At 40.2% G+C, this 25,546-nt stretch carries 19 protein-coding genes; 14 read left to right on the forward strand and 5 right to left on the reverse strand.

Annotated features, from left to right (window positions below):
* Positions 1-10 precede the first annotated feature (10 nt).
* Positions 11-3,778 carry a tetratricopeptide repeat protein gene (locus ESV85_RS05800; RefSeq protein ID WP_146915636.1) on the forward strand — a complete coding sequence of 1,256 codons (3,768 nt, stop codon included), beginning with the start codon at positions 11-13 and terminating at the stop codon, positions 3,776-3,778.
* 150 nt (positions 3,779-3,928) lie between these two features.
* Here ESV85_RS05800 and ESV85_RS05805 read toward each other — a convergent pair whose 3' ends face one another.
* Positions 3,929-4,141, reverse strand: coding sequence for a helix-turn-helix transcriptional regulator (locus ESV85_RS05805; protein WP_146915638.1), 213 nt, complete (start codon positions 4,139-4,141; stop codon positions 3,929-3,931).
* Positions 4,142-5,127: 986 nt separating this feature from the next.
* Here ESV85_RS05805 and ESV85_RS05810 point away from each other — a divergent pair.
* The 3 genes from ESV85_RS05810 to ESV85_RS05820 all read left to right on the forward strand — a co-directional run bounded on the left by ESV85_RS05810 (position 5,128) and on the right by ESV85_RS05820 (position 11,395).
* On the forward strand, positions 5,128-6,768 hold the full coding sequence (locus ESV85_RS05810) for a TlpA family protein disulfide reductase (protein ID WP_146915640.1): 1,641 nt from the start codon (positions 5,128-5,130) through the stop codon (positions 6,766-6,768).
* Between the two features lie 4 nt (positions 6,769-6,772).
* On the forward strand, positions 6,773-9,958 hold the full coding sequence (locus ESV85_RS05815; RefSeq protein ID WP_191321944.1) for a SusC/RagA family TonB-linked outer membrane protein: 3,186 nt from the start codon (positions 6,773-6,775) through the stop codon (positions 9,956-9,958).
* Positions 9,959-10,078: 120 nt separating this feature from the next.
* Positions 10,079-11,395 carry a RagB/SusD family nutrient uptake outer membrane protein gene (locus tag ESV85_RS05820; protein ID WP_146915644.1) on the forward strand — a complete coding sequence of 439 codons (1,317 nt, stop codon included), beginning with the start codon at positions 10,079-10,081 and terminating at the stop codon, positions 11,393-11,395.
* A gap of 44 nt (positions 11,396-11,439) precedes the next feature.
* On the opposite strand, the gene ESV85_RS05825 is transcribed toward ESV85_RS05820, so the two are convergent.
* Complete coding sequence (locus ESV85_RS05825; protein ID WP_146915646.1) at positions 11,440-11,715, reverse strand: DUF6520 family protein; 276 nt, start codon at positions 11,713-11,715, stop codon at positions 11,440-11,442.
* 210 nt (positions 11,716-11,925) lie between these two features.
* Positions 11,926-12,375, reverse strand: a complete 450-nt coding sequence (locus tag ESV85_RS05830; RefSeq protein WP_146915648.1) for a MauE/DoxX family redox-associated membrane protein — start codon at positions 12,373-12,375, stop codon at positions 11,926-11,928.
* A gap of 188 nt (positions 12,376-12,563) precedes the next feature.
* Here ESV85_RS05830 and ESV85_RS05835 point away from each other — a divergent pair, with 188 nt between their 5' ends.
* The 4 genes from ESV85_RS05835 (at position 12,564) to ESV85_RS05850 (ending at position 16,464) form a co-directional block, all read left to right on the forward strand.
* Positions 12,564-14,228, forward strand: coding sequence for a terpene synthase family protein (locus ESV85_RS05835; RefSeq protein WP_146915650.1), 1,665 nt, complete (start codon positions 12,564-12,566; stop codon positions 14,226-14,228).
* A 24-nt stretch (positions 14,229-14,252) separates the two neighbouring features.
* The gene (locus tag ESV85_RS05840; RefSeq protein ID WP_146915652.1) at positions 14,253-15,101 is read left to right on the forward strand and encodes an RteC domain-containing protein; all 849 of its coding nucleotides are present in this window, start codon (positions 14,253-14,255) and stop codon (positions 15,099-15,101) included.
* Positions 15,102-15,198: 97 nt separating this feature from the next.
* Positions 15,199-16,038, forward strand: a complete 840-nt coding sequence (locus tag ESV85_RS05845; protein ID WP_146915654.1) for an RteC domain-containing protein — start codon at positions 15,199-15,201, stop codon at positions 16,036-16,038.
* Positions 16,039-16,056: 18 nt separating this feature from the next.
* Positions 16,057-16,464 (forward strand): hypothetical protein, encoded by a 408-nt coding sequence (locus ESV85_RS05850; protein ID WP_146915656.1) that lies wholly within the window; start codon positions 16,057-16,059, stop codon positions 16,462-16,464.
* 119 nt (positions 16,465-16,583) lie between these two features.
* On the opposite strand, the gene ESV85_RS05855 is transcribed toward ESV85_RS05850, so the two are convergent.
* Positions 16,584-16,844, reverse strand: a complete 261-nt coding sequence (locus ESV85_RS05855) for a hypothetical protein (RefSeq protein WP_146915658.1) — start codon at positions 16,842-16,844, stop codon at positions 16,584-16,586.
* A gap of 25 nt (positions 16,845-16,869) precedes the next feature.
* Positions 16,870-17,151 (reverse strand): hypothetical protein, encoded by a 282-nt coding sequence (locus tag ESV85_RS05860; RefSeq protein ID WP_146915659.1) that lies wholly within the window; start codon positions 17,149-17,151, stop codon positions 16,870-16,872.
* A gap of 255 nt (positions 17,152-17,406) precedes the next feature.
* Between ESV85_RS05860 and ESV85_RS05865 the strand changes: the two genes are divergently transcribed.
* The 6 genes from ESV85_RS05865 to ESV85_RS22210 are packed head-to-tail and all read left to right on the forward strand — an operon-like array spanning position 17,407 to position 25,325.
* Complete coding sequence (locus ESV85_RS05865) at positions 17,407-18,081, forward strand: response regulator transcription factor (RefSeq protein WP_146915661.1); 675 nt, start codon at positions 17,407-17,409, stop codon at positions 18,079-18,081.
* On the forward strand, positions 18,078-19,367 hold the full coding sequence (locus ESV85_RS05870) for a histidine kinase dimerization/phospho-acceptor domain-containing protein (protein WP_146915663.1): 1,290 nt from the start codon (positions 18,078-18,080) through the stop codon (positions 19,365-19,367). Before ESV85_RS05865 ends, ESV85_RS05870 begins: the two co-directional genes overlap by 4 nt.
* A 59-nt stretch (positions 19,368-19,426) precedes the next feature.
* Positions 19,427-19,891: a PepSY-like domain-containing protein gene (locus ESV85_RS05875; protein WP_146915665.1), complete on the forward strand. Its 465-nt coding sequence runs from the start codon at positions 19,427-19,429 to the stop codon at positions 19,889-19,891.
* The gene (locus ESV85_RS05880) at positions 19,881-22,289 is read left to right on the forward strand and encodes a TonB-dependent receptor domain-containing protein (protein ID WP_146915667.1); all 2,409 of its coding nucleotides are present in this window, start codon (positions 19,881-19,883) and stop codon (positions 22,287-22,289) included. Before ESV85_RS05875 ends, ESV85_RS05880 begins: the two co-directional genes overlap by 11 nt.
* 20 nt (positions 22,290-22,309) lie before the next feature.
* Positions 22,310-23,062 (forward strand): glycosyltransferase, encoded by a 753-nt coding sequence (locus tag ESV85_RS05885; RefSeq protein WP_146915669.1) that lies wholly within the window; start codon positions 22,310-22,312, stop codon positions 23,060-23,062.
* On the forward strand, positions 23,055-25,325 hold the full coding sequence (locus ESV85_RS22210; RefSeq protein WP_191321945.1) for a lipid-A-disaccharide synthase N-terminal domain-containing protein: 2,271 nt from the start codon (positions 23,055-23,057) through the stop codon (positions 25,323-25,325). The genes ESV85_RS05885 and ESV85_RS22210 overlap by 8 nt, the downstream gene beginning before the upstream one ends.
* Positions 25,326-25,546 lie beyond the last annotated feature (221 nt).

Here is a 25,546-nt window from a genome sequence, read left to right on the forward strand (position 1 = left end):
CTTATAATTAATGGAATCATCCTCTCTGAAAATTTTATTATCACCGCTTATTAGAGTTCTTTCATACATTGTTAAACTGTCTAAAAGTAAGCTTGAGAAAGATCTTTATTGGTATGAAAAACTATCAAAAATATATCAAATCAAACTTCAAGATGATTTCGATTCAATTTATGTTGCAACCTTATATAAGCTTCTTATAGAGCGTGAAAAAAAACGAGATATCATAAGGATTTTCGAAATTGAGGAAGTAAAAAATGAATTCAAGAATTCAATATACAAAGGGGATGATTCTTCATTCAACCTCAGTATCGATGATAATGTCCATACCAACCCAAAACTAAGGAAACTAAAAGATCTAGATTTGGATGTTTTAGAAGAATTAAGTGATTTTAGGAAAACCTTTAAGACGGTAGTAAACGAAACAAGAAGACCTAAGGAATTAGAATCAGAGGATCGGGCTAATAAAATTGAAAATAAACTTAACATAATTGATATTGGAATTCAGCAATTATCACATAATGAGAAGCAATACTTTGAAGACTTAAAAGTTCCAGACGAGCTAAGGGGAAGAAAAGCAGTCTCCGAAGCACTAAAATTCTATGATAAGCTTATTAAAGAGAAATTTGACATAGGAAATAACCTATTTAAATATAAGCTTCTTGTTTCTAAAGGCTTCTGTTTACTAGATTTGATCAGAAACAAAGAGGCCGCCAAACTATTTATTGAAGCATTACAGTATAACCCTGATAGTGATAGAGCACTAGCTTTTGCAAGTCTTGGTTATTTTTTATTAAAAAGAGGAGATGACGCGGAGATATATGCCCAAAAATCATTGGAGAGGAACCCCCTGAATGAAAATGCTTATTCAACACTTATTAATGTATGGAGTAATAAAATGCCTTTTGATGAAATTGAAGGCAAGCTCCCTGAAGAAATAAAAGACGGGAAGGATATATCCTATCAAATGGGCAGAATCTATTATCTCAATGGAGATCTAAAAAATGCTGAAAGATGGCATAGAAGAGCATTAGTAAAGAGGAATGATAGAGATGAAGATATAATTGGAGCCCTTGGATCGCTGATTATTGAGCAGAGCCTAAATCCCTTTCATTATGTTACTAATCAGTTAGATGATACTGCTCTGGAGCATATTAAAGAAGGTAGGGATTTTCTTCTAGAAGCTTGGGAGAAGGTCAAACAAACAGATTTAGCCAAATCAAGGGTTGTGTGGCTAATCAATATTTCAATTGCAGATAAGATTCTTAACGATCCTGAAAATGCATTATACAATTTAAAAAGGGCTTATGAAATTGCTCCAGATGATTTTGATGTGGTTAAGAGACTGGCAATAGGTTACTTTGATATGGGAAGATATGATGATGCATATGATAAGATTCAAGAATGTCAGAATATCAAGAATGAAGAGGAATTAAGTGTTTTCGAAGCAGAGATACAATATGCCAAATATGACTTTAAGGGATGTTTGAATACAATCGAAAAATTGGATTTTAACAAACTTGAAAAAAGAACACATCAAGAATTATCATTCTTGAAAATCGCATGTTATTCAAGTTCCAAAAATCATGAAGAAGCTCTTAAGTTTTGCGATCAACTATTAGCTGATAAAGAATACGTTTTAAGAGCCTATTTAACCAAATCAAGAATATATAAAAGTATTGGTGATTATGAAGGATTTAAAGACTATTTAGACAAGGCCATTACTAGCGCTGATGATAATACATCAGTTGAAAATCTTCATGATTTAGTGTCATTAATGGCGCAGGACAATCGACATAAACAATCCATCGAGTTTTTAGAAAAGATTGTCAATCGGACTGTTTATTCAAAACAATCTCAACTTTTAATCGAGTGCCTTATAGAGGCTGGCAAGCTTAATGATGCCCTTGAATTAATAAATTCATTAAAAGCAAAAAATGAAAATGAATTTTTGATAGATGCTGAATTTAGAATTTATCATCAAATCCACGATTATCCGAAGGCAATTGAGTTGTGCGAGCAATATCTTGAAAAAAAGCCGAATAATGCTATTGTCAAACTGCGGTTGGCAACCATTTTCTCTCTTCAGGGAGATATTGATTTACTAAAACCATTAGTTCTATCTATAGATGATTTTGAGGATCAAAGTTTAGACTTCAAAATACAATTATGTGCTTTTATTATTCAATGTAAACAATCGTTAAAAGCAATAGAAATACTATATCAGGTCAGACGCGAAAACTATAGCAATGGGAGGATTCATTTAGCATATTTTCAACTATTTATCAAGGTTGAGGAGGAAATAGTCCAAAAATTTCTGGATAAGGAGATTGTTGAATTTGATACAACTGTCAAATTACACAATAGTGATAATGACCAAACAACAAGCAAAACAGTTTTAAAAAGTTCCGATGTGAGGTCTTATCAAAATGAAATTGGTTTAGATCACCAGATGACTTCAGATTTATTAGGGAAGAAGATTGGAGATAAAGTGTACGATTCAAATGGCGTATCACTTGAAATAGTAGGCATTGCACACAAATACTTGACAGCACAGCACGAATCCATGCAGCTATTAGAAAATCAATTTCAAGATATAAGCGGATTTCAATCTTTTAAACTAAAAAGAGCGCCCGGAGAAAAGCCTGATTTCGAAAGAGATTTAGCACCCATGCTAAAAAAAATTGATGAGGATAGATCATTCTTTGATCAACTGGAAAATCAATATGAAAATGGCTTACCACTAGGAACTTTTGCAAGTTTTTCTAAAAGAAATCCAATAAAGGTATGGAGTCACTTTATACAGCTTGGAAGTCCCGGAATTCATCATTTCCGTAATAGTCAAGAACATAATTATGGAATAAGTTTAATTACCTCAGGAGTTGATCTTGCTTTCAGTTCTTCAGCGATTCTTTCTTCCTATGCCGTAATGAAGGAAAAGCTCCCCCTTATTAAAAACAATTTTATTGTATCTCAAAGCTTTATTAATGAACTTAATGAGTTAATAACTGAATTGGGCGAATCTTTTCAAAAAGGAGGGTATTTGACTGTTGGCAAAAAGAACGGAAAATACTTTAGGGAAAATATTACATCGGAACAACTTGAAAATAATGTTCAATATTATTCTGATCTAAAGAAATGGGTTGAAGAAAATTTCATCATTCAACCTAATTATGATGAGATAAAAATTGAGAAGGGAGAAAAGGATAGGTTGGATGGACTATTCGGTGAGTCATTTATTGATGCTGCATTTATAGCCAAGGCAAAAAAAGGATTACTCATTGATGATGATGCTAACTTTCGTGGCATTGTAAAGCAGGAATACAATATAAATGGAGTAAGTATTTATAGTTTGATTCGCTCCTTTAGTGACCAAAATCTTATTTCAAAAGATGAGGAGTCAAGAATCTTGTATGATTTAGCTTGCATCAACTACAATCTAATCCCTCCTTCAGTTCAACTTCTTAACTATGCTCTTAATGAATTGAAATTTCAATTAAAGTTTCCACTTACTAATCTTCTGGATTCACTCGGGACAGAGATTTTTGAAGTCAATATTTCAATTGTAATTCTAGTTCAGTTTCTAAAACAAGTTTATCTGGTCGCAGGTGATTTAGTGTTTCAAAAAGTTGCTGATTACGTAATAAAGGTAGTAATGAGAAGAAATCCATATCCTCAAGCAAAAATGATATTCTTCAGTCTAGCCGAAACACACTTTAAATTATTAGTGTTACAAAGACAAACCCTTTACTCGATATGGAAAAATTATGAAATTATTTAATAATAACAATGATAAGGATGCTGGCGCAAGTGAGAGAGCTAAATCGTGCTTATCTTTTACCACCCGCTTCCCCTCCTCAGTAATCACATACCTCTGCTTTTGATTATTAAAACCTTTTAAATTTGCTTCTTTAGCGGAGGTACTGAAAAATCAGGTCTTTAAGGTTGAAACCAGAAGAGTCCTTACGTCAACCTCCAAAAAATCAGCTATTTCAAAAAGTCTTTCAATTGAGGGTTGAGAATCATTTGTCACCCACCGAGAAACTGTAGTATCCTTAACTCCCAGATTTTTCGCTAAATCAATATTTTTCTTTCCTTCTTCAGCCAAAACGGCTTTAATTCTATTAAAATTCTCTCTTTTCATTTGAAAACTGCCAAGTTTCCCAAATATAAGTAAAGGAAAACTTACAGTATTCAGTATTTTAATTTCGTAAAAAAGGTATTAAATATATTTTAAAGTAAAAATATTATCGTTTTATGAAATCTTTTTATATTTTTGGTATAATCAATGAAAATCAAATATTGATTTCAAAGCGAAAACTTTGAGAGATTTCTCAAATGCATTTGCACTTTATAGTCTCGTCTAAGAAAACTGCCAACTTTCAACATAGACAGTAGAAGTGAAGTGAAAATGCTCACGCTACGGCGTGAGCTCACTTTTGCTTGATTTTGTTGAAGCCTTTTCTTTCACGGACGATTGAGATATTCACTTATAGAATATTTCAAAATGACTTAGTAATAACCCGAGTATTATGGAACAGATGGTGATTTTTTCTGGCTTAAGTTGCTTCCCGGGAAGGAATTTCTGGAAGAAGGATATGTCTGCGCTTTTTTACTTTGGGGCACATTGCTCAATACCTATCGGAACCTATTGCTCATCACCAGAGGAGCACGGAATCGCCGCGGTAGATCGCCTGTATCCTCTGAAGCCCAAGAATCCGATTTAAGGGTTTGGGCACTTTTTCTCTCTGATTGCTTCTGATGGGCTTTGTATACTTCGTCGGGACTATCCACACAGATCAGGGAGTGATGTTACACGACAATGGAGATCATCCGCTGCAGCGGATCAACAGCTCCATTACTTAAAATATTTCTTATTCATTATTTGCTGGTTGCCTGAGAAAGGCAGGGTGGGAGAGGTATGTCTGGCTTAGAGTTAAGAATCTCGAACCTAGAGCCAAGAAGGTAGAGCCAAGATTCAAGCGTTTGAGGATCTGCTTTCAACTTTGAGCTTTCAGACTTCCCACTTCTGCTCAATGCGACTGAGATTGCTTCGTCCTTCGTCCTACCAATTACGGTGCTCTCACCGGACATCGGTTACCAGACACCCAGCAAAAAACAACTAAAAGCATGCAAAAACACATACTCACATGCCTCCTGATACAGCTATGTCTTGTCGGAAGCACTCTAAAAGCACAAAGTAAAGTTGCGGAGTCACCCCCAGGCACTGATTTGGTTTATCAGTCTGGTTTCCCAGGGCAGGAGGGCTTAGTTCCTTCTGCTCGCTTGGAAGAGGGAACGCTTTACTTTGAGCTTTCCAAAAGTCAGGATCTGGATTCTCTCACCCTGAGGTTTTGGGATCACCTGATCAGCGAAAGAATGAACGTGACACCGGGAACCAAGAAAATGGTTCCGGGTGCCGAGGGGAATATGTTTGAAGGAAGTATGAAGTTTCAGGTCTTCACTTCACCCTTTCCCGAATCAGATACCCATGGGTATTTTTCTGTCAATTCCGGCAGGGATAAGCTGATCAGGCAGTGGATCTATTTCCCGGAAGACAGGGTAAGAATTCGGGCGGACCTTGCCGCAGGACTGCTCCTCTTTGGAGGTCCCGATGCTGCTTTCTATCGGCTTCAATACGAGGTGGACAGGGCGTTCAAAGAAGATCAGTTCAATGCCAATCCCATTCTGTTTTCATCCAACAGGGAGTTTTACCGTTCGGATTCCCTGTCTGAAACTCTATGGCAGCAATCCCGAACCAGACCGGAAGACCTCTACGTGCAGATGCAGCTGATCAGCAATGCCGAGGAGGGATGGGAAGAATTGGAAAAGTATATCTCCTCCAACTGGCTGGAACATCCGGCTTCTGGGATACTGGATCGGTACAGCACCCTGCTTTCTGCCGAACGCTTAAATCTGGTAGAAGCTGCTATCAAGGGACAGCTTCTTTTTACGGCCATCAATAAAGCGGATCTGGCATGGCCTGCCATTCAACAGGATCCCGCAAAAATGGCAAAACTCAAGGAATGGGTGGAAGGCTTTTATTTACAGGATCAGGAATATTCCCATCCGCTACTGGCACAGGCGATGTTCCAGTTTTCTCTGATGGAAGCCCAGGCTACCCAAACGCCCATTGAGCAGGTTTACCGAGAGTTACCCAATCCTCTGAGGGAGGAAGTGATTGCCTTTTACGTGCTGGATAATTTCAACAGAATGGAAAACAGGCTGCCGGGAATCATTTCAAAAAACCTTCCCTTGCTGCAATCCGAATGGATAAAATCCAGATTCGAAAACCTACTGGCGAATGTCAGGGATCCATTTTCTGCCGAGGGCATTTTCTTACCCGATGGAAGCCAGCTAGATTCTGCTATCATCCAGGGAAAGACTGTATTGATCCATTTCTGGATTTCGGGTTGTAAGTTTTGCCTGGAAGAACATCAACGGGTCATGGCTGATCTCAGCGAACGATACCAAGGATCTGAAGATGTCCTGATCATGACAGTGAATGGCGATGCCAATAAGGAAAATTGGAAAAGGAGCCTGGCCACAGGAAAATATACCTCAGAAAGTTCCTTGAATACCTGGGTGCCCCTGAATACAGGAATCCTAAAGTCCTATTCAGTTTATTCTTATCCTCAAAAAATGATCATATCCCAGGACGGTGCCATCCAGCTACAGTCAATTGTGCGGATGGAATTGCAGGATCTGATCAATCGTCTGGATCATGCTTCGGAGTATACAACAGACGTCCTTTCATCAACTAATCAGTAAACTTATGAAACGATATATAATCTATTTATTGCTGATGTTCAGCATTTGCCAATCGGGATTTTCCCAGACTACCGAATTGAAAGGCAGGGTATCTGATGATGCTGGCATTCCCTTGCCAGGCGCCTTTGTCAAGCTTGCAGATTCGACCTATTCTGCCATCTGTAATGAGTCTGGTGAATTCTCCTTACAGGCTCCGGCAGGTACCTACACCTTGCTGGTTTCCTATATAGGAATGGAATCCCAGGAGATTGAAATCACCCTACCCATGGAAGAACGCCTGGAAATCCAACTGACCTCTCAATCACTGGATCTTGCATCTGTGGAAGTAGTTTCCACCGGATATCAGCAGATCCCTAAGGAAAGGGCTACAGGTTCCTTTGCATTTTTGGACGAGGAGCTGGTGCAAAGAAAAGTAGGAGCCAATGTGTTGGAAAGATTGGGAGATGTGACTTCCGGTTTGATTTTCAACCAAGGTCCACAGGCTGCCAATGACCCCATTTCCATCCGTGGGCGGAGTACCATTTTCTCCAATACCCAACCGTTGATTATCGTGGATAATTTCCCTTACGATGGCCCTATGGAAAATATCAACCCCAATGATGTGGCCAGCATCACAGTACTGAAAGATGCGGCTGCAGCTTCCATCTGGGGTGCCCGTGCCGGAAACGGTGTGATTGTAATTACTACCCATCGAGGAGGTGAAAGCCAGCCGCTGCAGGTAAGCTTCAACTCCAATGTCACGATTAGCCAGCCAAGGGATTTGTTTTATATGCCCCAGATGTCCATTCCGGATTTTATAGGGATTGAAAAGCAATTGTTTGAAAAAAACTTTTACCGATCTACTGAAAATAATGCCAACAAACCCAAGCTTTCCCCCGTTGTGGAAACGCTTATTGCACTGAGAGATGGAAAGATCACCCAAGCAGTAGCAGATGCAAGGCTGACTGACTATGCACAGTCGGATATCCGCAGGGATATAGAATCCTATTACCTCAGGCCTTCCGTCGCACAGCAATACGCACTATCGCTTAGGGGAGGAGGAAAGGTTCATAGCTATCATTTATCCCTGGGCTATGACCGGTCTGATGCCGATATAGTAGTAAATCCTTCTAACCGCTGGACCTTGTCTGGAGGAAATCAATGGAAATTATTGGAAGGAAAATTGGAAGCAGGGCTGGACCTGAATTTTGCCCGACAGGAATCCAGTAGCAGAACGGCTCTTCCCAATGGCTATGCCTATGAATCCCTGACTGATGAGGCGGGTAATCCTACTGGGATCATCCAGAATTACAATACCCGCTACATCGAATCAGTTAAGGGGCAAGGCTTGTTGGATTGGAACTACGTTCCGCTTAATGAAATCGGGAAGCTGGACAACAGCACAGAAGCTTATGACTTCAGGGTATCTCCCTATCTGAAATGGAATATTACCCCTGATCTGAATCTGGGAGTCTATTATCAATATTGGTCTAATCAGGCTGCAGGAAGAAACCGAAACAGTCAGGAGCTTTTCTACAACCGTGACCTGATCAATAAATATACCCAGAAAGATGAGCAAGGAAACCTGAGTTATCCGGTTCCCATAGGAGATGTGTTGGATGTCAGCGAAAACAACTCCTTTTCCCATACTTTCAGACCCCAAATGACATACGCTAAGGTATTTAGTGGAGTTAACTTTCTGAATGTCCTGGCCGGAGCAGAAATAAAAGACCGTCAGGGAGTGGGGTTTTCGGATCGCTTTTATGGCTATCGGGATGATCTGGGAAGCAGTGTGCCGGTGGATTGGATCTCGCGCTTTCCCATGTATTATAATCCGGGTTCACAGGTGAGTATTCTTTCTGCTCAGTCCCACTCGGGATTTACTGACAGGTTTATATCCTATTATGCAAATATTGGGTATGATTATGCTCACCGCTATTTCCTGTCCTTAAGTGCAAGGAAGGATCAGTCCAATATTTTCGGGGTAGAGAGCAACCAACGGGGAGTTCCTCTATGGTCTGTGGGAGGAGGATGGATTGTTTCGGAGGAGAAGTTTGCGTCTGGAGCCAACATGCCCTTCCTGAAATTTCGCGCTACCTATGGCTACAGTGGAAATGTGGACAAAAGCCTTTCCTCAGACGTGACAGCCCAGTTTGTCAATTTTCAGTTTTACGATGTGCTTCCTCAGATGCGTGCAGCGGTCTTGGTCAATCCACCCAATCCTGATTTGAGATGGGAGAAGGTTCAAATGACCAATCTGGCCCTGGACTGGGAAACCCAGAATGGCTTTTTTGCAGGCAGTCTGGAGTATTATTCCAAACATGCCAGCGATTTGTTGGGGGAATATTCAGTTCCTTCCTCTTCGGGTAAGAGCAGTTTTACCGGGAATTTTGCAGAGACCCAGACGCGTGGTGTAGATCTCAGCATGCAGGTAAAATGGTTACGGAATTCCTTTCATTGGAGCACCAATGTATTGTACAGCCATTTGAAGGAAGAAGTACTGGATTTTGAGAAAGAGCCTACGGTGAATAACCTATTAGGATCAGCATTTCTGGCAGCGCCATATCCTGTAGTAGGAAGACCCTTGTATGGGATTTATACTTATGAATGGGCAGGTCTTTCTCCTGATACCGGAAATCCCAGAGGTTTTTTGGACGGAGAAGCCAGTGAGGATTACCGAGAGCTCAGCAGAGCAGCTACCATCGAGAACTTACAGTATCATGGTTCGGCCAGACCTACCTCTTTTGGAGCGATACGGAATGATTTTTCCTTCAAAGGTTTTAGCCTTTCTGTCAATATATCCTATCGACTGGGGTATTACTATAAAAGGAGATCTATCGATTACTACACCTTGTTAAGAGGGGAGATCGGCCATGGGGATTTTGATAATCGATGGCAGCAGCCAGGTGATGAGGAATTTACGCAAATCCCTTCACTTCCAGCTTCTGCAGATAGCAGAAGAAATTCCTTCTATTCAAATTCTGGTGCATTGGTCGAAAAGGGGGATCATATCCGATTGAATGATATCAGGTTTTCCTATTCATTTTCAAAGGTGAATATGCCTTGGTTGCCCTTCCGCACTGCCCAACTGTACACCTATGGCAATAACCTGGGTATTCTTTGGAAAGCTTCTGATGATGCACTTGATCCCGACTACCAACTGTCAAGGCCTTTACGGTCCTTTGCGCTAGGTTTAAAACTGGACTTTTAACAATAAATACTGGGTAAAAGGAGGAAATGAATTTTCTTAATAAGGTTAGTTGAATTCAATCCAAATACCTCCCGGTCAGAATTCCTGACCACCCTTTTCCATTCCTAAAAATTAAAGAATATGAAAGCAATAAAAAATAGATTCCTGCTACTGATAGCCTCTTTAGGGTTGATTTCCTGTGAGGGTTTTCTGGATGAAAAACCGGAAAAATCCATCTTGGTTCCCCAGACAGTAGAAGATGTACGGGCCTTATTGGATTATTATACCAACTTGAATGACAATGCCCTGGCCGATTTTATTTTGGCAGATGATTGGGTAACCGAGGATGCAAACTGGGAAAGCCTTAGTCCATGGGAACAAAATACCTATCTCTGGAAGCAGCAGGTGTTTGAACCCTCGGAACGCTCCACAGATTACACCAAACTCTATCGTAAAATCTTTACAGCCAATGTTTCTCTGGAAGTTTTGGAAGGTTTGGGGATAGGGGCCGAGGTCAGAAGCTTACGGGGAGAGGCTTTATTTATTCGCGCTTTGGCTTATTTCCAGTTGTCCCAGCTGTTTTTGCCTTCTCCGATGCTGGGAGGCGATGAGATTAAATTGCCGGTCAAGCTCAATCCGAATGTCAACGAGTCTTCCCAATGGTGGCCTGTCTCAAAAGTGTTGATCCAAGTAGAGCAGGATCTGGTAGAGGCTTTTGAGTTAGTGGGATCAAGTTCCCAATTTAAAAACAGACCCAATAAGCAGGTGGTAAAAGCAGTTTTGGCTCGGCTCTATTTATACGAAGAACGGTGGGAGGATGCCTTGAATGCAGCTAACTATATACTGGAGCAGGGAACAGTATCCTTACTGGATTACCATGAAATGGACAGCACTGCAGCTTATCCTTTTAGCTTGTTTAATTCAGAGGTAATGTATTATGGGATTACCAGTAGCTTTTCAGTGACAGCGAGTTCGGCCACCTACATCAATCCGGACTTGATGGGGAAGTATGAGGAAGGTGATTTAAGAAAACCGCTATTCTTTACGGAGTCAGGAGAAAAACACCTTTTCAAAGGTTCCTACAATGGAGATTATAATCTATTCACAGGGATTAGCTTACCGGAGATGTACCTGAGTGGTGCAGAAGCGTTGGTCCGAATGGATAGAGTCCAGGATGGCCTGGATTTGATGGCTATTTTGGCAGAGAAGCGATATCAGTCCATGGATTTTTGGGATGGGAACCTCTCCAAAAACCCCTTGGATTTGGTTCTGGAAGAAAGACAAAAGGAGTTGGTCTTTCGGGGTACTAGATGGATGGATATGAAGCGGCTGCATGCATTAGGGGAATTGGATGATGTTCCTACCAGAGAAATTGCAGACCAGAATTATCAATTGACAGGATCAGATAAACTGTATTTGATTCTACCTAGTTATGAATTGGAACTGGAGAATAACTAAAAAAGCCCGGGGTCATGAATCCCGGGCTTTACATATTAAACTACTTAGTCAGCAGGAGGCAGTGTGCCTCTTTTAACAAAAACCTTGTCTTCATCAGGGTTGATGGGATTTCCATTCACTGCATCATGAAGACATTCTGCATCTATCAATTGATCACAGGTATAGGTACTGGGCCCAGGAGTTATTCCTGTGACATTGTACCATTGACCCGTAGCCTCACCGTATTGGTTCATGGCAAAATCCTTTGGACCAAACGCAAAGGCAAAAGTTGCCGCCAGCACCAAAGCGAGTGCAGGCAGCGATTTGATTAATTTATTCATCGTTATGTCCTGTTTTTTAACCCATCAAAAACAGGGAAACCGTTTAGTATCCCGAAAATACCATGTTTAGGTCCTTCGGGATGTGGATAAAGTGCCTACTCTGAAAAGGGTTTTCGGCTGCTCCCTGTTACATCACCCAGTATAGTTTGGAGTCTCCACTTCCAGACTCGGAGACAGGAGATGTAAGTAATGGGTTTGATTTAATTCTTATTAGTGTAATTTTTTGGGGTGGGATAATGCCTTTTCCTGCCCCGTTTTTTTTGTTCCTGAAAGTCCTATGATGCTTATCACAATCATAAAACAGTTGAGCCAGAAATGCTCCGCCCATCCCAGTGATTCCAGAATCCCGGCACAGTTGCAGGGAACTCTGGGGAAAGCTCCCACCCAGATCAGTCCCACATAAGTGGTGAAGACGGTGAGGAGGAGGATACTAGAGAGGTATCCCCACCATCTGCTGACCGAAAAGAGCAGGAGCAAGGCAATCAGGAGCTCTGAGATAGGCACAGCAAATGCTAAAACCTCTGCCAACTCAGCTGGAAAGGTTTGGTTATGAAATGCCTTCCTGCTAGCTTCCCAGCGGAGGATTTTGTCAAATCCGGTATAAGCCCACAAGAGGATCAAGAGGATACTCGGTACAGCTATTTTTTCTGGTTTTTCCATTCCTGTTTATGTAGGATAGAAAGTTGGGCATTTTAAAAAACCAGATTTCACAACCTGTGCGATAAACTTTAAAAGTGTATCAATTATACAATTTCAAGGTAGGTGGGAAAATAAATTGACTAATTAATTGGTTTTTAGGAGTTGAGATTTTAAACTGTATTACTGTTTTTTTAATTAAAAAGGGAACTATGCAAGTTCAACAGTTGAGTCTTCAACTGAAAAGGCAACTTAAGTTAAGTGACTCCTGCAAGGAGCTTAGTAAATGGAAGTACCTATGTAATTTAACTGGAGATACGATCATGAAGAGATATGATTTGGACCCTACGTTTCTAAAGAAACTTTTCGGACTGGAAGGAAAAGTAAATATTAATGCTTTTGAAAGAGTGGGAGAGTTTTTGGAGATACAGGATGCTAAACGGAAAACTACAATCCGCCACGCCGGTTCTGTGGAGACCGAATCCAGATTCTTAGTTGAAGGGCTGATAGGTATGTATTTTTTGGGTAATCTAACGCGACTCTACTTTCCAGGTGATGTGGTGATGGACTTTGATTCATACCAAACACAAGTTCCTAGCAAGTATGAACTCAAGGCATTAGGAGAATCAGTTTATATCAGTCTTTCTTATCAAAATGAAGAGCAACTCCTTAAGGAAATTCCGGAATTTACAGACTTTTCCAAATCCCAGATAGCAAAAGTGCGAAATGCTGATTTTGAATGGCATGCATTTACCCAGATGAATTATAGAGACAAGATTCTTCTAATAGAGGAGAAATTTCCCTCCTTCAAATATGATCTCACCAATACCGAAAAGGCAAGTTTGCTCGGCGTGAGTTATGCCACCGCAGCCCGTATAAAAAAGAGCCCTGAACTTAAGAAAGCAAGTGGAGAAAGTAAACAACTTGAAAAATTACTCAACTATCCTTTTCCCGCATATGTCCACAATGACGCAGCAGAAATTGAAGAGCTAAGTGCGTCATGGGCATTTAACTTCCATTCTTTACTACGGAGCAATGAGGAATTGGGCTATTATAAGAAACAAAAACTAAGCTATTTGTCCTCCTGTCTTTATCCTGAAATTGATTTTGATAAAGGGGTATGGATATCAAAGTTATACCTATGGCTATTTTATCTGGATGACATGACAGACAGTTTACCTGTTGGCCAAAAGGGTGTGTTTTGGAACTATCTAATGATTGGGGTTGAAAATATTGTCAACGGAAAACCACCGGTATTCAGTCCTTCCCGGATTTCAGTTTTTCTTAATGCATTTATGGATTTGGTAATGGATTTTAAAACGTTGGCTGCTGGAAATAAAGAATTAGTGGAAGTGGTATTTAAGGAGATTATGCTTTACCTCAGAGGGAACAAGTTAGAGTCTGAATATAAGGATCAAGGAAATCCGCCGAGCTTGGAAGAATATCATATATCCCGTCCTTATTTCTCCGGCGGTAATCTGGCCCTCTCACTTTGCTCCTTTGAATCCGGAGATAAATTCATACGTGATGGTACAGATTGGAAGAGCACAGAACAGCTTCGCATTTTGGGAGCCAAGCTTATCTACCTTTCAAACGATCTGATCTCCTATGCGAAGGAAGATTTTCAGGGAGATTTTATGAATTTAGTTGCACTTCTAATGCACCATGAGAGGATGGATTTCCCAACTTCTCAACAAGCAGTCCTGAATGAGCATTCTGAGACACTTGCTGAATTTATGAAGCTAGAAAGAAATTGGAGAGATGAATTCAGGCCTGAAAATAATGGAGTCTTGAAATACCTTAAGCAGATTAAATATAAGGTCGCAGGTTCGGTTCACTGGTCTCTTTCTATTTCTCCCAGGTATAAAATGCCCTGATACGGGAATCAAAATTGGTTTACTATGAACATTATCGAGTTTTCTGTAGAGATACTTTCCAAATTGAAAAAGGACTTGGATATTCTAAAAATGGATGGAGAAAATAAGCTGATACAGTTTGAGTCTGCCTTTCATCTTGTTGACAGGGCGATGGATAAAATCAAGCTCTTTATGGGGAAATATGAGTTTGTCTCAGATAAAGAGGAGATAGAATTCTTCAAAAAGCATATGTCATACTTTTTAAAGGAGTCTGTTTATTTCTCTGAGCTCTTTAACATGGAGTCAGTCAAGCCATCCGGACCCGAAAGTAAAATCAGGAAATTTTACGAAAAGGAACTGACCAGTATAAAAGAATTCTTGCAAGCCAATCAAAACTTATACAATTACCTGTTGATGAAAAAGGAAAACCAGGATAGGGTGTTTTTCTTAAGGAGTTCACAGGCGCCTGTCTATAAGCCTAATTTGTTCTGGCACACGCTGGATACCAGATATTGCACGGTTTACACCTTATACTTTGCCAGGATTATGGGCACACTAGCACTCGCAGATTATATCCACGAGCAGCTTCTTACCCTCAAAGTTTATAAAAACCCCATTGCTCAGGTGAAAAGATCCCCTTTATATTGGACGGGGAGAAAGACCGACCTAGTGGAATTGGTCTATGCTTTAAAAACATCTACAGCTGTGAACAATGGGAACGCCAGCGTTGCGGAACTAGTGACTTCAATAGGTGAAGTGTTTGGAAAGGAAATACATGATTATTACAGAACATTCCTTGAAATCAGATCGAGAAAGAAAAATAGGACTGTTTTTTTGAAACAATGTCAAGAGAAATTGGAAGCCTACATGGATGAATATGAGGGTAGGGAGTAACCATTAAACACTTTAAATGGGTGAATCAATTGAGAGTAAAGGGCACTGAATGATTTGAGAGGCAGGAAGGTGTCTGGCATATATAAACAAGGGGGATATGAAAGCATTTGTAGAAACGCTTTTTATGGAGATGGAGGAGTCACTGAAGCGTGTAACAAAGGAGACATTCAATGAGCTACAGAAAGTAGAAAGATGTGGCAGGGTGGTCAATGGGATATTGATTAAACTCAAAGCATTTATGTCTACTTATCAGTTTGTGAATTCAGAAGAGGAGATCTTGTTTTTCAAAGAGTATAAACCTACGTTTTTAAAGGAACTGATCTTCTATTCTGAGCTAACCTACCTAGAGTCAAAAAAGCCTATAGGGAAAAAGGAACAAGTGAAAAATTACTACCATCACATGATGGATCAGATGCAAGATTTTTTTGCTAGAAATCACCAGCTCTACATTTACCATCAGTTGGATAGGAGCGATCAGGATGATCTTTTATTTGTGAAAGATTCCAAGCCCGTGTCTCTGATACCTGACTATACGATTGACTTTGACCCAGAATTCTCTTCAATCAATAGCAGCAATTTAGCCAGAATAATGGCTTATGAGGACCTTACAGAATACGTTAGGAAGAGGTTGGTCAACCTAGACTTGGGGGTGGATAATTCAGGTAAAGAAAAGGCAAGGCATGAATGGACTGATTCGAAATCTGCTCTGATAGAATTGGCCTATGCACTTCACTCTAGAGGAGCAGTAAATCATGGTAAGAGTGATGTAAAGTTGATTATTTCCATCATGGAATCTCTTTTCAATGTACAGGTGGGTAATTTTTATAGAACATTTCAGAGTATGAGAGGAAGGAAAAAAGGTAGAACGATCTTTTTGGACAGCTTAAAAGACAGTCTTGAAAAAAGAATGGATGAAACAGATATGGGGTATCATTAATATTAACAATCTGATAGTATGACTTTACAGGATATAGTAGTTTCCGTTTTGGCAATCACATTGATGCTGTTTGGGTTTGCAATCCGTTATTGGATAGGGAAGAGACGTTTCGATCGACGAGGGCTTGGAGGATTGCAGCATTATTCCAGCTATTCCAAAGCACTTTTTATTTCAGCCCTTGAACGATTTGCTAATATTTTGAGCGTCCCGATGATACTGGGAGGAATATTCCTGTTAATGTTTTGGTGGATGTTTGTAAGAGATATTGCTTTGTCAAGAAATAAAGAAGATGTTAAAAGAAAAACAGAACATAAGACAGATCCCACAGCCCACTTCCTTATTCCTGCGGAAAAGGGCTATGGTAAAAAGCTGATCAGCCCCATACCAACCAATTCATTCCCGTTGTCCATGAATCGATTTGTATAAGGCTGATTTGATCATTGGAATGATGCTTAGGCTGACCGTATTTTTAGAGTAGTTTGAAAGCTCAGGTGCCCTGATAAAAATTGGTATTGTTATTTTAACAAACTTAAAAGCATGACCATTTAACGGATACCATTTCTCTTTTTTCTGGAGGAACGTTGATTTTGGCTTGTTACTTTTTCTTGCTTACTATGAGTAATTTCAGAATGCCTTGATTGGAGGTTGCTTTCTTTAGGTGTCTTTAATTCTGAATCATTTTTTCCACAAATACCTTTGATAAGTTCTTCTGTAAAGTCACTTTCTCGACCGAAAGATGTAAGCGGATTTGCGTCAGAATCTATTCTTTCCTCCCTGTTTACCTTTTCTATTTCTTGCCTTTTCATATACTAGGTGGTTTTGGGGTTTAGGCTAATCCTGATTTGATAATGCCTTTAGTTTAGAACCTAGCTCAGTGAGTCCTGCTTTTTCCAGACTCTCTGAGATAATGGTTTTCAGTTCCTCTTCTGACTCTTTGGAAATCCGGATTGCAGGATTTCCTGATTCTGGTTTTTGTTCCATACCTCTTGTAATTACTTCTGTTAAAAGTAGAACGGTTTTGCGGGGGATTTTCAGATCGATTTTTACAATGTCATGCATCCCTGGCACTGCTAGTAGGGTTTCGTAAATCGTTTCAAGTGATGTAGTGGACATAGTTTTATTGGTTTTGTTGTAACAATATTTATTGAGCTAAATCTACTTTGAACCAATGACTTGAGCCTATTTAGAAATTGATCAGGATAGGTAAATGTATAAAGACTCATTTATGGTATTGCACAAATTCTAAATTCCTTCCAAATTCAATGCTTACTTTGAGTCTTATGAAATCGAGCATTTAGCAGGAGACACACGGAGGTAATCATCAGAAATGCGAGATTCCATCTGACCATTTAAAAAATATATAGACAGATGAAAATCCTGGTAATCGAAGACGAAAAGGAACTGGCAATTGATATTGTGAAATATCTGTCATTGGAAGACTATCGTTGTGAGACAGCCAATGATTTTGCGACAGCCAAAGAAAAAGTAAGTCTGTATCAATACGATTGCATTTTACTTGATCTCATGCTGCCTGGCGGAGATGGGTTTGATATTCTAGCGCATCTGAGAAGTCAGAATAAGCAGGATGGCGTGATTATTATTTCTGCCAAAGACACGCTTGAGGACAAGATCAAAGGTTTGAATATCGGTGCAGATGATTACTTGGCCAAGCCATTTCACCACTCGGAGTTAGCCGCGAGAATACATTCCGTGATTCGCAGGAAACAATTTGATCCTTCAAACCTTATCATACAAAACGAAATTAAAATTGATTTACTTTCAAAAACTGTTCATATAGAAGGGAATCCAATCGTGCTGACTAAGAAGGAATATGATCTATTACTTTTTTTCATAGGGAATAAGAATCGGGTTTTATCAAAAAGCGATCTGGCTGAGCATCTTTCTGGGGATGTGGCGGATATGTTTGATAGCCATGATTTCGTCTATGCCCATGTTAAAAACCTTAAGAAAAAGCTCAATGAACAGGGGTATGCTGGCTATCTCAAAACAATCTACGGAACTGGTTATAAGTGGGAAATATGACAAAACTGCTCGATAAACCATTAAAGGCATTCACCATTTATGCCTTGATTATTCTTTTGGTCAGCATACCAATTTATTTTTTGGTGGTGGATTGGATTTGGGTGACAGAGATAGATGATAATCATGAGATCATCATGGAGCGTATCGAGAATCGATTTGAGCAAGCACATGTGACTGGGCATGATTTGGAAACGATTCTCAATACCTGGAATACCTTGCAGCCGAGTTCTTCGATACTGCCGATTACAGAAAATATTGCGAGACGGGATAGCATATATGAAGTAACGAAGTTCAATGAATACGAAGCTGAATGGGATCGTTTTCGTGGGTTGCAAGCTGTGATCCGGATTGATAATACACCCTATTTGCTCAATATCGAAACCAACGTAGAGGAAGCCTACGAGACTATTTTTGCTATTGGTCTGGTGACCGTAGTGCTATACGGGCTGCTGGTTTTTGGATTTATACAACTCAACCGGAAGATTTCTAAAAGTGTCTGGAAACCGTTTGACAGCACACTTACAAAGTTGAAATCCTTTGAGCTGAGCACGAGTAAAGTAGTGACTTTTGAGCATACTGATATTGAGGAATTTGAGGCCATGAATGAAACGATCAGCAAGCTGATAGCCGAAAATGTCAATACTTATAATCTGCAAAGAGCCTTTGTCTCCAATGCCGCCCATGAATTACAAACTCCAATTGCTTTGCTGAAATCAAAATTGGATATACTATTTCAGGATGAAAAACTCGGCACCAAGCAATCAGAACTAGTAAATGCGATCCAAGTTCCTCTGGCTAGGCTGACTCGAGTCAATAAGAATTTACTCTTATTGGCTAGGATCGACAACAGTAATTTTTCTGATATCTCGGAAATAGATTTTGCCGAGAAAGTTGAGAAAAGCGAAGAACTCCTGCAGGATTATATCGCTGAAAAGAATTTGAGCATCAAGAAAAATGAAAGAGGATTATGTGTCTTTCAATGTAGCAAGTTTCTAGCAGAGACATTGGTCAATAACTTACTTTCCAATGCGATTAGACATACTGCCGAAAATGGTAAAATTATCATAGACTGGGATGAAAAAGGCTTTTCTTTTAAGAATTCAGGCAAAGAGCCATTGAATCAAGAATCGCTTTTTAAACGTTTTTCTATATCCACCACAGAGACGACCAACAGTGGATTGGGGCTGGCCATCGTGAAAGAGATCTGCAAGCAAAATGGCTGGGAAATCAACTATGATTTTTTGGATCATTTCCACATTTTTTCGGTACGCTTCAGTAAATTCTAAATGTGTTCTAAATCTCATGCGACTTTTGGGTAATCATATTTACCAAACCCAAATTTCATATGAACAAGTACCTAACGATTTTATCTATTGGCGTCTTGCTTTCCACGGGCGCCTGTGCTCAGGAACAATCTGACGAAGAAGTGCCTGATGCGGTGAAAACTGCCTTTTCTCAGAAATTTCCAACCGCAAAGAAAGTAAGCTGGGATATGGAGTCTGCTACGGAATGGGAGGCCGAATTTAAACTGGAAGGGAATGAGTATTCTGCGAATTTTTTAGCTGACGGAACTTGGCAAGAAACTGAATACGAAATTAAAAAAGCTGATATCCCAGAAGCTATCAAACAGACTTTAGCTCAGGACTTTGCCGGATTCAAAATCGAAGAAGCAGAGATCTCAGAAAAAGCCGATGGAAGCGTCTATGAATTGGCGGTGGAAAAAGGCGAGGAAGAGTGGGAGTTAGTTTTCGATATCAATGGAAAACTAATCGAAAAGAAAGCAATTGAAGAAGAAGGTGATGAAGATTAAAAACTATTTGCTGATCACTTTTCTAATGCTATCTCAGTCGCTTTTGGCTCAGGAAACGAAAGTAAAAGTATCAGGAGAAATTTTGGACAAAGCTTCTCAGGAAGCTTTGTCCTATGTAAATGTAGTGCTGAAAACCATTAAAGATGCCAGTTTTGTGACTGGCGCTATTACCGATGAAGCTGGTCTTTTCACCTTAATAGATGTGGCTCCAGGAAACTATGAATTGGAAGCGAGCTTCATAGGATTTGAGACTGTTAGCAAGGAAGTTTATGTGGGAGCAAGTTCTGCATTTCTGAATTTGGGCGAGATTGCTATGACAGCATCTGAGCTAGAGTTAGGTGGAGTAGAAGTGGTAGGGCAGGCAGAATCAGTAAGCGCCAAAATGGATAAGAAAACCTATGATTTGGGTCAGAATATCAGTCAAAGTGGAGGCTCTGTGCTTCAGGCTATGTCCAATCTTCCTGGAGTAACCGTGCAGGATGGTAAAGTTCAGATTCGGGGAAATGATCGGGTAGCAGTTTTAATCGATGGCAAGCAGACCGCTTTGACAGGATTTGGTAATCAAACTGGCCTGGACAACCTTCCTTCTTCCGCCGTAGAGCGAATAGAAATCATCAATAATCCCTCTGCAAAGTTTGATGCTAATGGAAATGCAGGAATTATAAATATCATTCTCAAAAAGGAAAAACAAGAAGGGTTCAACGGAAAAGTTGGACTAGCGCTAGGAGTAGGAGCACTTTGGGAGAAACAAGCAAATCTTCCGGGTATCAGACCTCAATATCAAGGCACGCCAAAAATCAATCCTTCGATTTCTCTGAATTACCGCAAGAAGGATGTGAATTTCTTCCTTTCGGCAGATAATCTCTATACAGAGACCTTGAATAAAAATGAGTTTGTCACCCGAACCTATGAGGACGGAACCGTCATCAATCAGCAACTCAAGCGAAACAGAAATACCAATTTCCTTACCACTAGAGCAGGGATGGATTGGACTATTAATTCCGCGAATACACTCACGGTTTCAGGGCTTTTCGGGAGTGAAAAGATCATAGATAGAGGCGATCAGCCTTTTTACAATGCTGATAATTCCGAACTGTTGAGGCTCTGGCAGTTTCTGGAAGATGAATTGAAAACTACCGTAATGGGGACTGTGGCTTTTCAGCATAAGTTTACAGATCCAGGGCATAGTCTTTCCGCAGGAGTAAATTATACTTTTCACCGTGAGGATGAGCAGTATTTCTTTACCAATACGCTTCCTACTTATGTTGGTGAAGAAGCCTTCAAATTGCTTTCAGATGAAAACGTGGTGGACGTCACGCTGGACTATGTGAAGCCTTTGAAAAATGGTCGACTGGAAACTGGAATGAAGTTTAGGAGACGTTGGATTCCGACTAACATGCAGTTTTTTCCAAGTGAAAATTCCCCGATTGATTCACTAGCAGGTGGAGCGGCAACCTACAAGGAAATCATTCCTGCTGTGTATGGTAATTACGTGTTTGAGTCCAAAAAACTGGAAGCTGAGATTGGACTGAGACTTGAATACATCAAACTTGACTATGAAGTAAATCCAGATCATCCTACCTACAAAAGTGATGGGTACAATTACTTCCAACCTTTTCCAAATACCCGGATTTCCTACAAAATCAATGAGCTGAACAAGCTTACTGCTTCCTACAACAGGAGAGTAGATCGACCAAACGAAGTAGATATCCGAATCTTCCCAAAGTACGATGATGCTGAAATTATTAAGGTGGGAAATCCTGCCTTGAAACCGCAGTTTACCAATTCCTACGAACTGGGCTGGAAGACAGGCTGGAGTAGCGGATCACTGTATTCAGCGGCTTATCACCGAATGGTGGATGGGACGATCACCCGGATTTCCACTACCTATGGAGACAGCAAACTGATCTACGCCATCTTTCAGAATGCAGGTAAAAGCTATAATACAGGGTTCGAATTGATATGGGATCAGGATGTAAACGACTGGTATTCTTTTGACCTGAATCTGAATGGATACCACAATCAGATCGATGCATTTACGGTAGAAAATCTGTATCCTGAGCCGCATACTTTCAGCGTTGATAAGCAGGAGATTTTCTCTGGAAATGCCAAATGGAATTCCAAATTCAAGTTTGCTGAGAATTTCACGGGGCAATTGACAGCCATTTATTTGGCTCCGGATATTATTCCGCAGGGTAAGATTCAAGGAAGATTTACCCTGGATATGGGATTGAAAAAAGTGATCCAAGAGGGAAATGGAGAGTTGTTTTTCAATGCCACCGATTTGCTGAACACCATGGTGATCAAGAAGACTATAGATGGAAATGACTTCAGCTACACGAGTGCGGATTATTACGAGACGCAGGTATTTCGGGTAGGTTATAGTTACAAGTTTTAACGGTTTGGTCTAAATTTTCTATGAAAGAAAATGCTAACGGAATCACTATAGTCATCCCTATTTTCAATGAGGAAGATGGGATAGGAAGAATTTTGCCAGCTTTTGAAGCGTATATTAATCAGTCAAAATTCGAAGTTAATCTATTATTGGTCAATGACGGCTCTACAGATAATAGCCTTTTTGAAATCAAGAAACTAGCTGAGCTTCATGACTTTGTTGGGTATATCTCTTTTGAGAAAAATGCGGGATTGAGTGCTGCCATACGAGCAGGTTTCGAAAGATCGAAAACCAAATGGGTGGGATACATCGATGCTGACTTGCAGACAGACCCGATGGACTTCCTCAAGTTGGAAGCAATGATTCCCAGCTACGATCTGGTGACAGGTAGGAGAGAGGGACGTAAGGACAGCGCAGTGAAGAAAATGTCTTCTACTTTTGCCAACTGGTTTAGAGATTCCATGCTGCATGACGGTGTTCATGATTCTGGCTGTCCCTTAAAAATCATGCTAAGATCGGTAGCTTTGGATATGCCATTTTTTAAAGGAATGCATAGATTTTTTCCTGCCTTGGCATTGATTCAAGGTAAAAAAGTAGTGGAAATACCCGTAAAGCATTTTCCCAGAATTACGGGTAAATCTAAGTTTAACCTTTGGAATCGGCTGTTATCCCCCTTTCAGGACACACTAGCGCTGCGATGGATGATGAAGCGACAGTCAACATACATAATATCTGAGAATTCCATCAAAAACCATAAAACCGTAATCCATGAATAGCTCCTTGCTTCTTGGAATTGGTTTTCTTGCCCAAGGTCTTTTCTCAGCTCGATTTCTGATTCAATTAGTGAAGTCAGAGAAAGCAGGGAAAGTGCTTTCCCCGGTTATTTTCTGGCAACTCAGCTTAGTTGCTTCCTTTCTTTTGTTGGTTTATGGGACATTTCGCCAAGATTTGGTGATTGTCGGCGGCCAATTGGTAGGCTATTTCATTTACATCCGAAACCTGAAAATCCAGAATGCCTGGCAGCTTTTCCCAAAATGGATTCGCTGGAGTTTCATTCTTCTTCCCATGTTGTTTCTTGGATACTTAGTCTTTCATGCCCATTATGATTTTCACAGTTTGGTGCACAATTCGGAGATCAGTGGAATGCTACTCACTTGGGGCACATTAGGTCAGGTTATTTTCACCACGAGGTTTGTGGTGCAATGGTTTGAAGCAGAGCGAAGCAAGGAATCCCAATTCCCATTGAGCTTTTGGTACATCAGCTTGGTAGGAGCGGTATTGATCGCTTCCTATGCGATACTTCGCAAGGACTCTGTGCTGTTTATTGGTCAGGCGTTTGGGATCTTGGTGTATGTGAGAAATCTGATGATACACTACGGAGCAGCCAATGAGGAGAAACTCAGTTATCTCGATCGGATCAAAAGCATGAGAATGACTTTGCTGTTGGTCTTTGTCGGCATGGTGTTGTTTTTCAACTTGGGAGCTTGGTCTGTCACCGAATCCAGCGAAGCTCGCTATGCTCAGATTGCTAAAGAAATGATACAAACAGGTGATTGGCTGCATCCTCAATTGATGGGGATTTACCATTATCACAAGCCACCAATGACCTACTGGCTGACTGCTTTGAGCTATAAAGTAATGGGCGTTTCTCCGTTTTCCGCAAGATTCTTACTTCAGATTTCTGTGCTCCTCCAGATCTGGCTAGTCTATAAGATCGCTTTGAATTTCTTTGACCGAACCAATCCTGCTTTTCTTTCCGCCATGTTGTACGCCTCATTTCCAGCCCTGATTATTGGAAGTAGAGCATTAACTACGGATACATTTTTGACACTTTTTGTTTTGGCCGCTTTGTATTTCTGGTTTGATTTTTTGGAAGGTAAAAAACATTGGAAACTAATTCTATGCTACGCTTTTCTGGGAATTGGTTTCCTGACCAAAGGGCCAGTGGTACTTATTGTGCCGCTCTTAATCTGGGTCCATCAAGGACTTGTGATGAAGCAGAGAATGGGGGCATTCAAAATTCATCTGGCTGGAATAGTACTGATGCTGGGAATTGGGCTTAGTTGGTTTGTATTCCTGTATTTGGAAGATGATCGCTTTCTCAATTACTTCCTTTTCAAACATACCATAGACCGTTTTGCCACAGATACTTTCCATCGTGGGCAACCTTTCTGGTTTTATGGAGCGGTTTTGCTCGGTACAGCATTTCCTTGGGTAATTATCCTGCTTAAAAAAATTCCTCTCAAGAAAACAGATTTCGTTAACAAAGGAGCACTTCTAGTAATGTGGGTGCTATTACCCTTGATCTTTTTCTCTCTAAGTCAGTCCAAACTGGTGCTTTATATTTTGCCGTTGTATTCCGGCTTGGCCATTGGAGCGATTTATTATTGGGAAAAGTTGATGGATTCCCAGCAGAAAATCTGGGAAAGATGGCAGCTGGGTTTTCATGTATTATTGATGATATCTTTGGTCGCTTTGCCACTTATCGATCCTAAAATCTCACTTAATTTCAAGTTTTACTTTATCTGGTTTATTACGGCGTCTCTACTTGTTGCCATGCAGAAAGTAGATATTCGCAGAGTAGATCGCACGGTGATTTCCGCTTTAATTTTCACGATGGGGCTTACCGGAATGTCTACTTATTTTATGAGTCAAAATACTGGACTTACTAACGATACACGTAATGTAACAGCTTGGCTTCATCAAAATAATCCTGAGTTAAGGGAGTTAATTGTTTACAATAAACGTCTGCCTTCTATTCTTTTCAATTCCGATTTGAAAGTGATTTCGGTTTATGATGGTGATGAAAGCCTGAACCGGGAGACGCAGTTTCAGCAGAATGATAATTATAAGTTTAGCTTGATCAACCTGCAATCTGATTCTACCTGGATTACAGAGGAAGCTCCTAATATGTCGATTTGGATTTCAAAATATGGTAAAGATTTGCCAGCCTCTAATAGTTCGATAAGTTGGACCCAACTTAAGGTCATTGATGGTTGGGTAATATCTAAATTAAATACAAAGGCTAATACATTTTGATTTTATAAGAAGTAATCGAAAGTCGTAAGTAAATTTAATCCCACACTGCACTTTGTCAATTATTGACTGAGCCTATTTAGAAATTGATCAGGATAGGTAATAGTCAACCTCACTTTTTATACTTGTATCACCTACTGACTGGGATTAAGAAATGGACATAGTGATTTTTCCAAAGCTTCATAATCTTTGAATAAGCCAACGGGATTTCCTGTGTCCTCCGA

Origin of the sequence: Algoriphagus aquimarinus (assembly GCF_007997215.1) — a bacterium.
In the GTDB taxonomy this organism is placed as follows: Bacteria; Bacteroidota; Bacteroidia; order Cytophagales; family Cyclobacteriaceae; genus Algoriphagus; species Algoriphagus aquimarinus_A.

Bases quoted from the DNA above. Each gene is read 5' to 3' on its own strand.
- ESV85_RS05820 (WP_146915644.1), top strand. From the start codon at position 10,079: ATGAAAGCAATAAAAAATAGATTCCTGCTACTGATAGCCTCTTTAGGG.
- ESV85_RS22210 (WP_191321945.1), top strand. From the start codon at position 23,055: ATGAATAGCTCCTTGCTTCTTGGAATTGGTTTTCTTGCCCAAGGTCTT.
- ESV85_RS05860 (WP_146915659.1), bottom strand. From the start codon at position 17,151: ATGTCCACTACATCACTTGAAACGATTTACGAAACCCTACTAGCAGTG.
- ESV85_RS05830 (WP_146915648.1), bottom strand. From the start codon at position 12,375: ATGGAAAAACCAGAAAAAATAGCTGTACCGAGTATCCTCTTGATCCTC.
- ESV85_RS05845 (WP_146915654.1), top strand. From the start codon at position 15,199: ATGAAAGCATTTGTAGAAACGCTTTTTATGGAGATGGAGGAGTCACTG.
- ESV85_RS05825 (WP_146915646.1), bottom strand. From the start codon at position 11,715: ATGAATAAATTAATCAAATCGCTGCCTGCACTCGCTTTGGTGCTGGCG.
- ESV85_RS05850 (WP_146915656.1), top strand. From the start codon at position 16,057: ATGACTTTACAGGATATAGTAGTTTCCGTTTTGGCAATCACATTGATG.
- ESV85_RS05865 (WP_146915661.1), top strand. From the start codon at position 17,407: ATGAAAATCCTGGTAATCGAAGACGAAAAGGAACTGGCAATTGATATT.
- ESV85_RS05880 (WP_146915667.1), top strand. From the start codon at position 19,881: ATGAAGATTAAAAACTATTTGCTGATCACTTTTCTAATGCTATCTCAG.
- ESV85_RS05870 (WP_146915663.1), top strand. From the start codon at position 18,078: ATGACAAAACTGCTCGATAAACCATTAAAGGCATTCACCATTTATGCC.
- ESV85_RS05805 (WP_146915638.1), bottom strand. From the start codon at position 4,141: ATGAAAAGAGAGAATTTTAATAGAATTAAAGCCGTTTTGGCTGAAGAA.
- ESV85_RS05875 (WP_146915665.1), top strand. From the start codon at position 19,427: ATGAACAAGTACCTAACGATTTTATCTATTGGCGTCTTGCTTTCCACG.
- ESV85_RS05800 (WP_146915636.1), top strand. From the start codon at position 11: ATGGAATCATCCTCTCTGAAAATTTTATTATCACCGCTTATTAGAGTT.
- ESV85_RS05815 (WP_191321944.1), top strand. From the start codon at position 6,773: ATGAAACGATATATAATCTATTTATTGCTGATGTTCAGCATTTGCCAA.
- ESV85_RS05810 (WP_146915640.1), top strand. From the start codon at position 5,128: ATGCAAAAACACATACTCACATGCCTCCTGATACAGCTATGTCTTGTC.
- ESV85_RS05840 (WP_146915652.1), top strand. From the start codon at position 14,253: ATGAACATTATCGAGTTTTCTGTAGAGATACTTTCCAAATTGAAAAAG.
- ESV85_RS05885 (WP_146915669.1), top strand. From the start codon at position 22,310: ATGAAAGAAAATGCTAACGGAATCACTATAGTCATCCCTATTTTCAAT.
- ESV85_RS05855 (WP_146915658.1), bottom strand. From the start codon at position 16,844: ATGAAAAGGCAAGAAATAGAAAAGGTAAACAGGGAGGAAAGAATAGAT.
- ESV85_RS05835 (WP_146915650.1), top strand. From the start codon at position 12,564: ATGCAAGTTCAACAGTTGAGTCTTCAACTGAAAAGGCAACTTAAGTTA.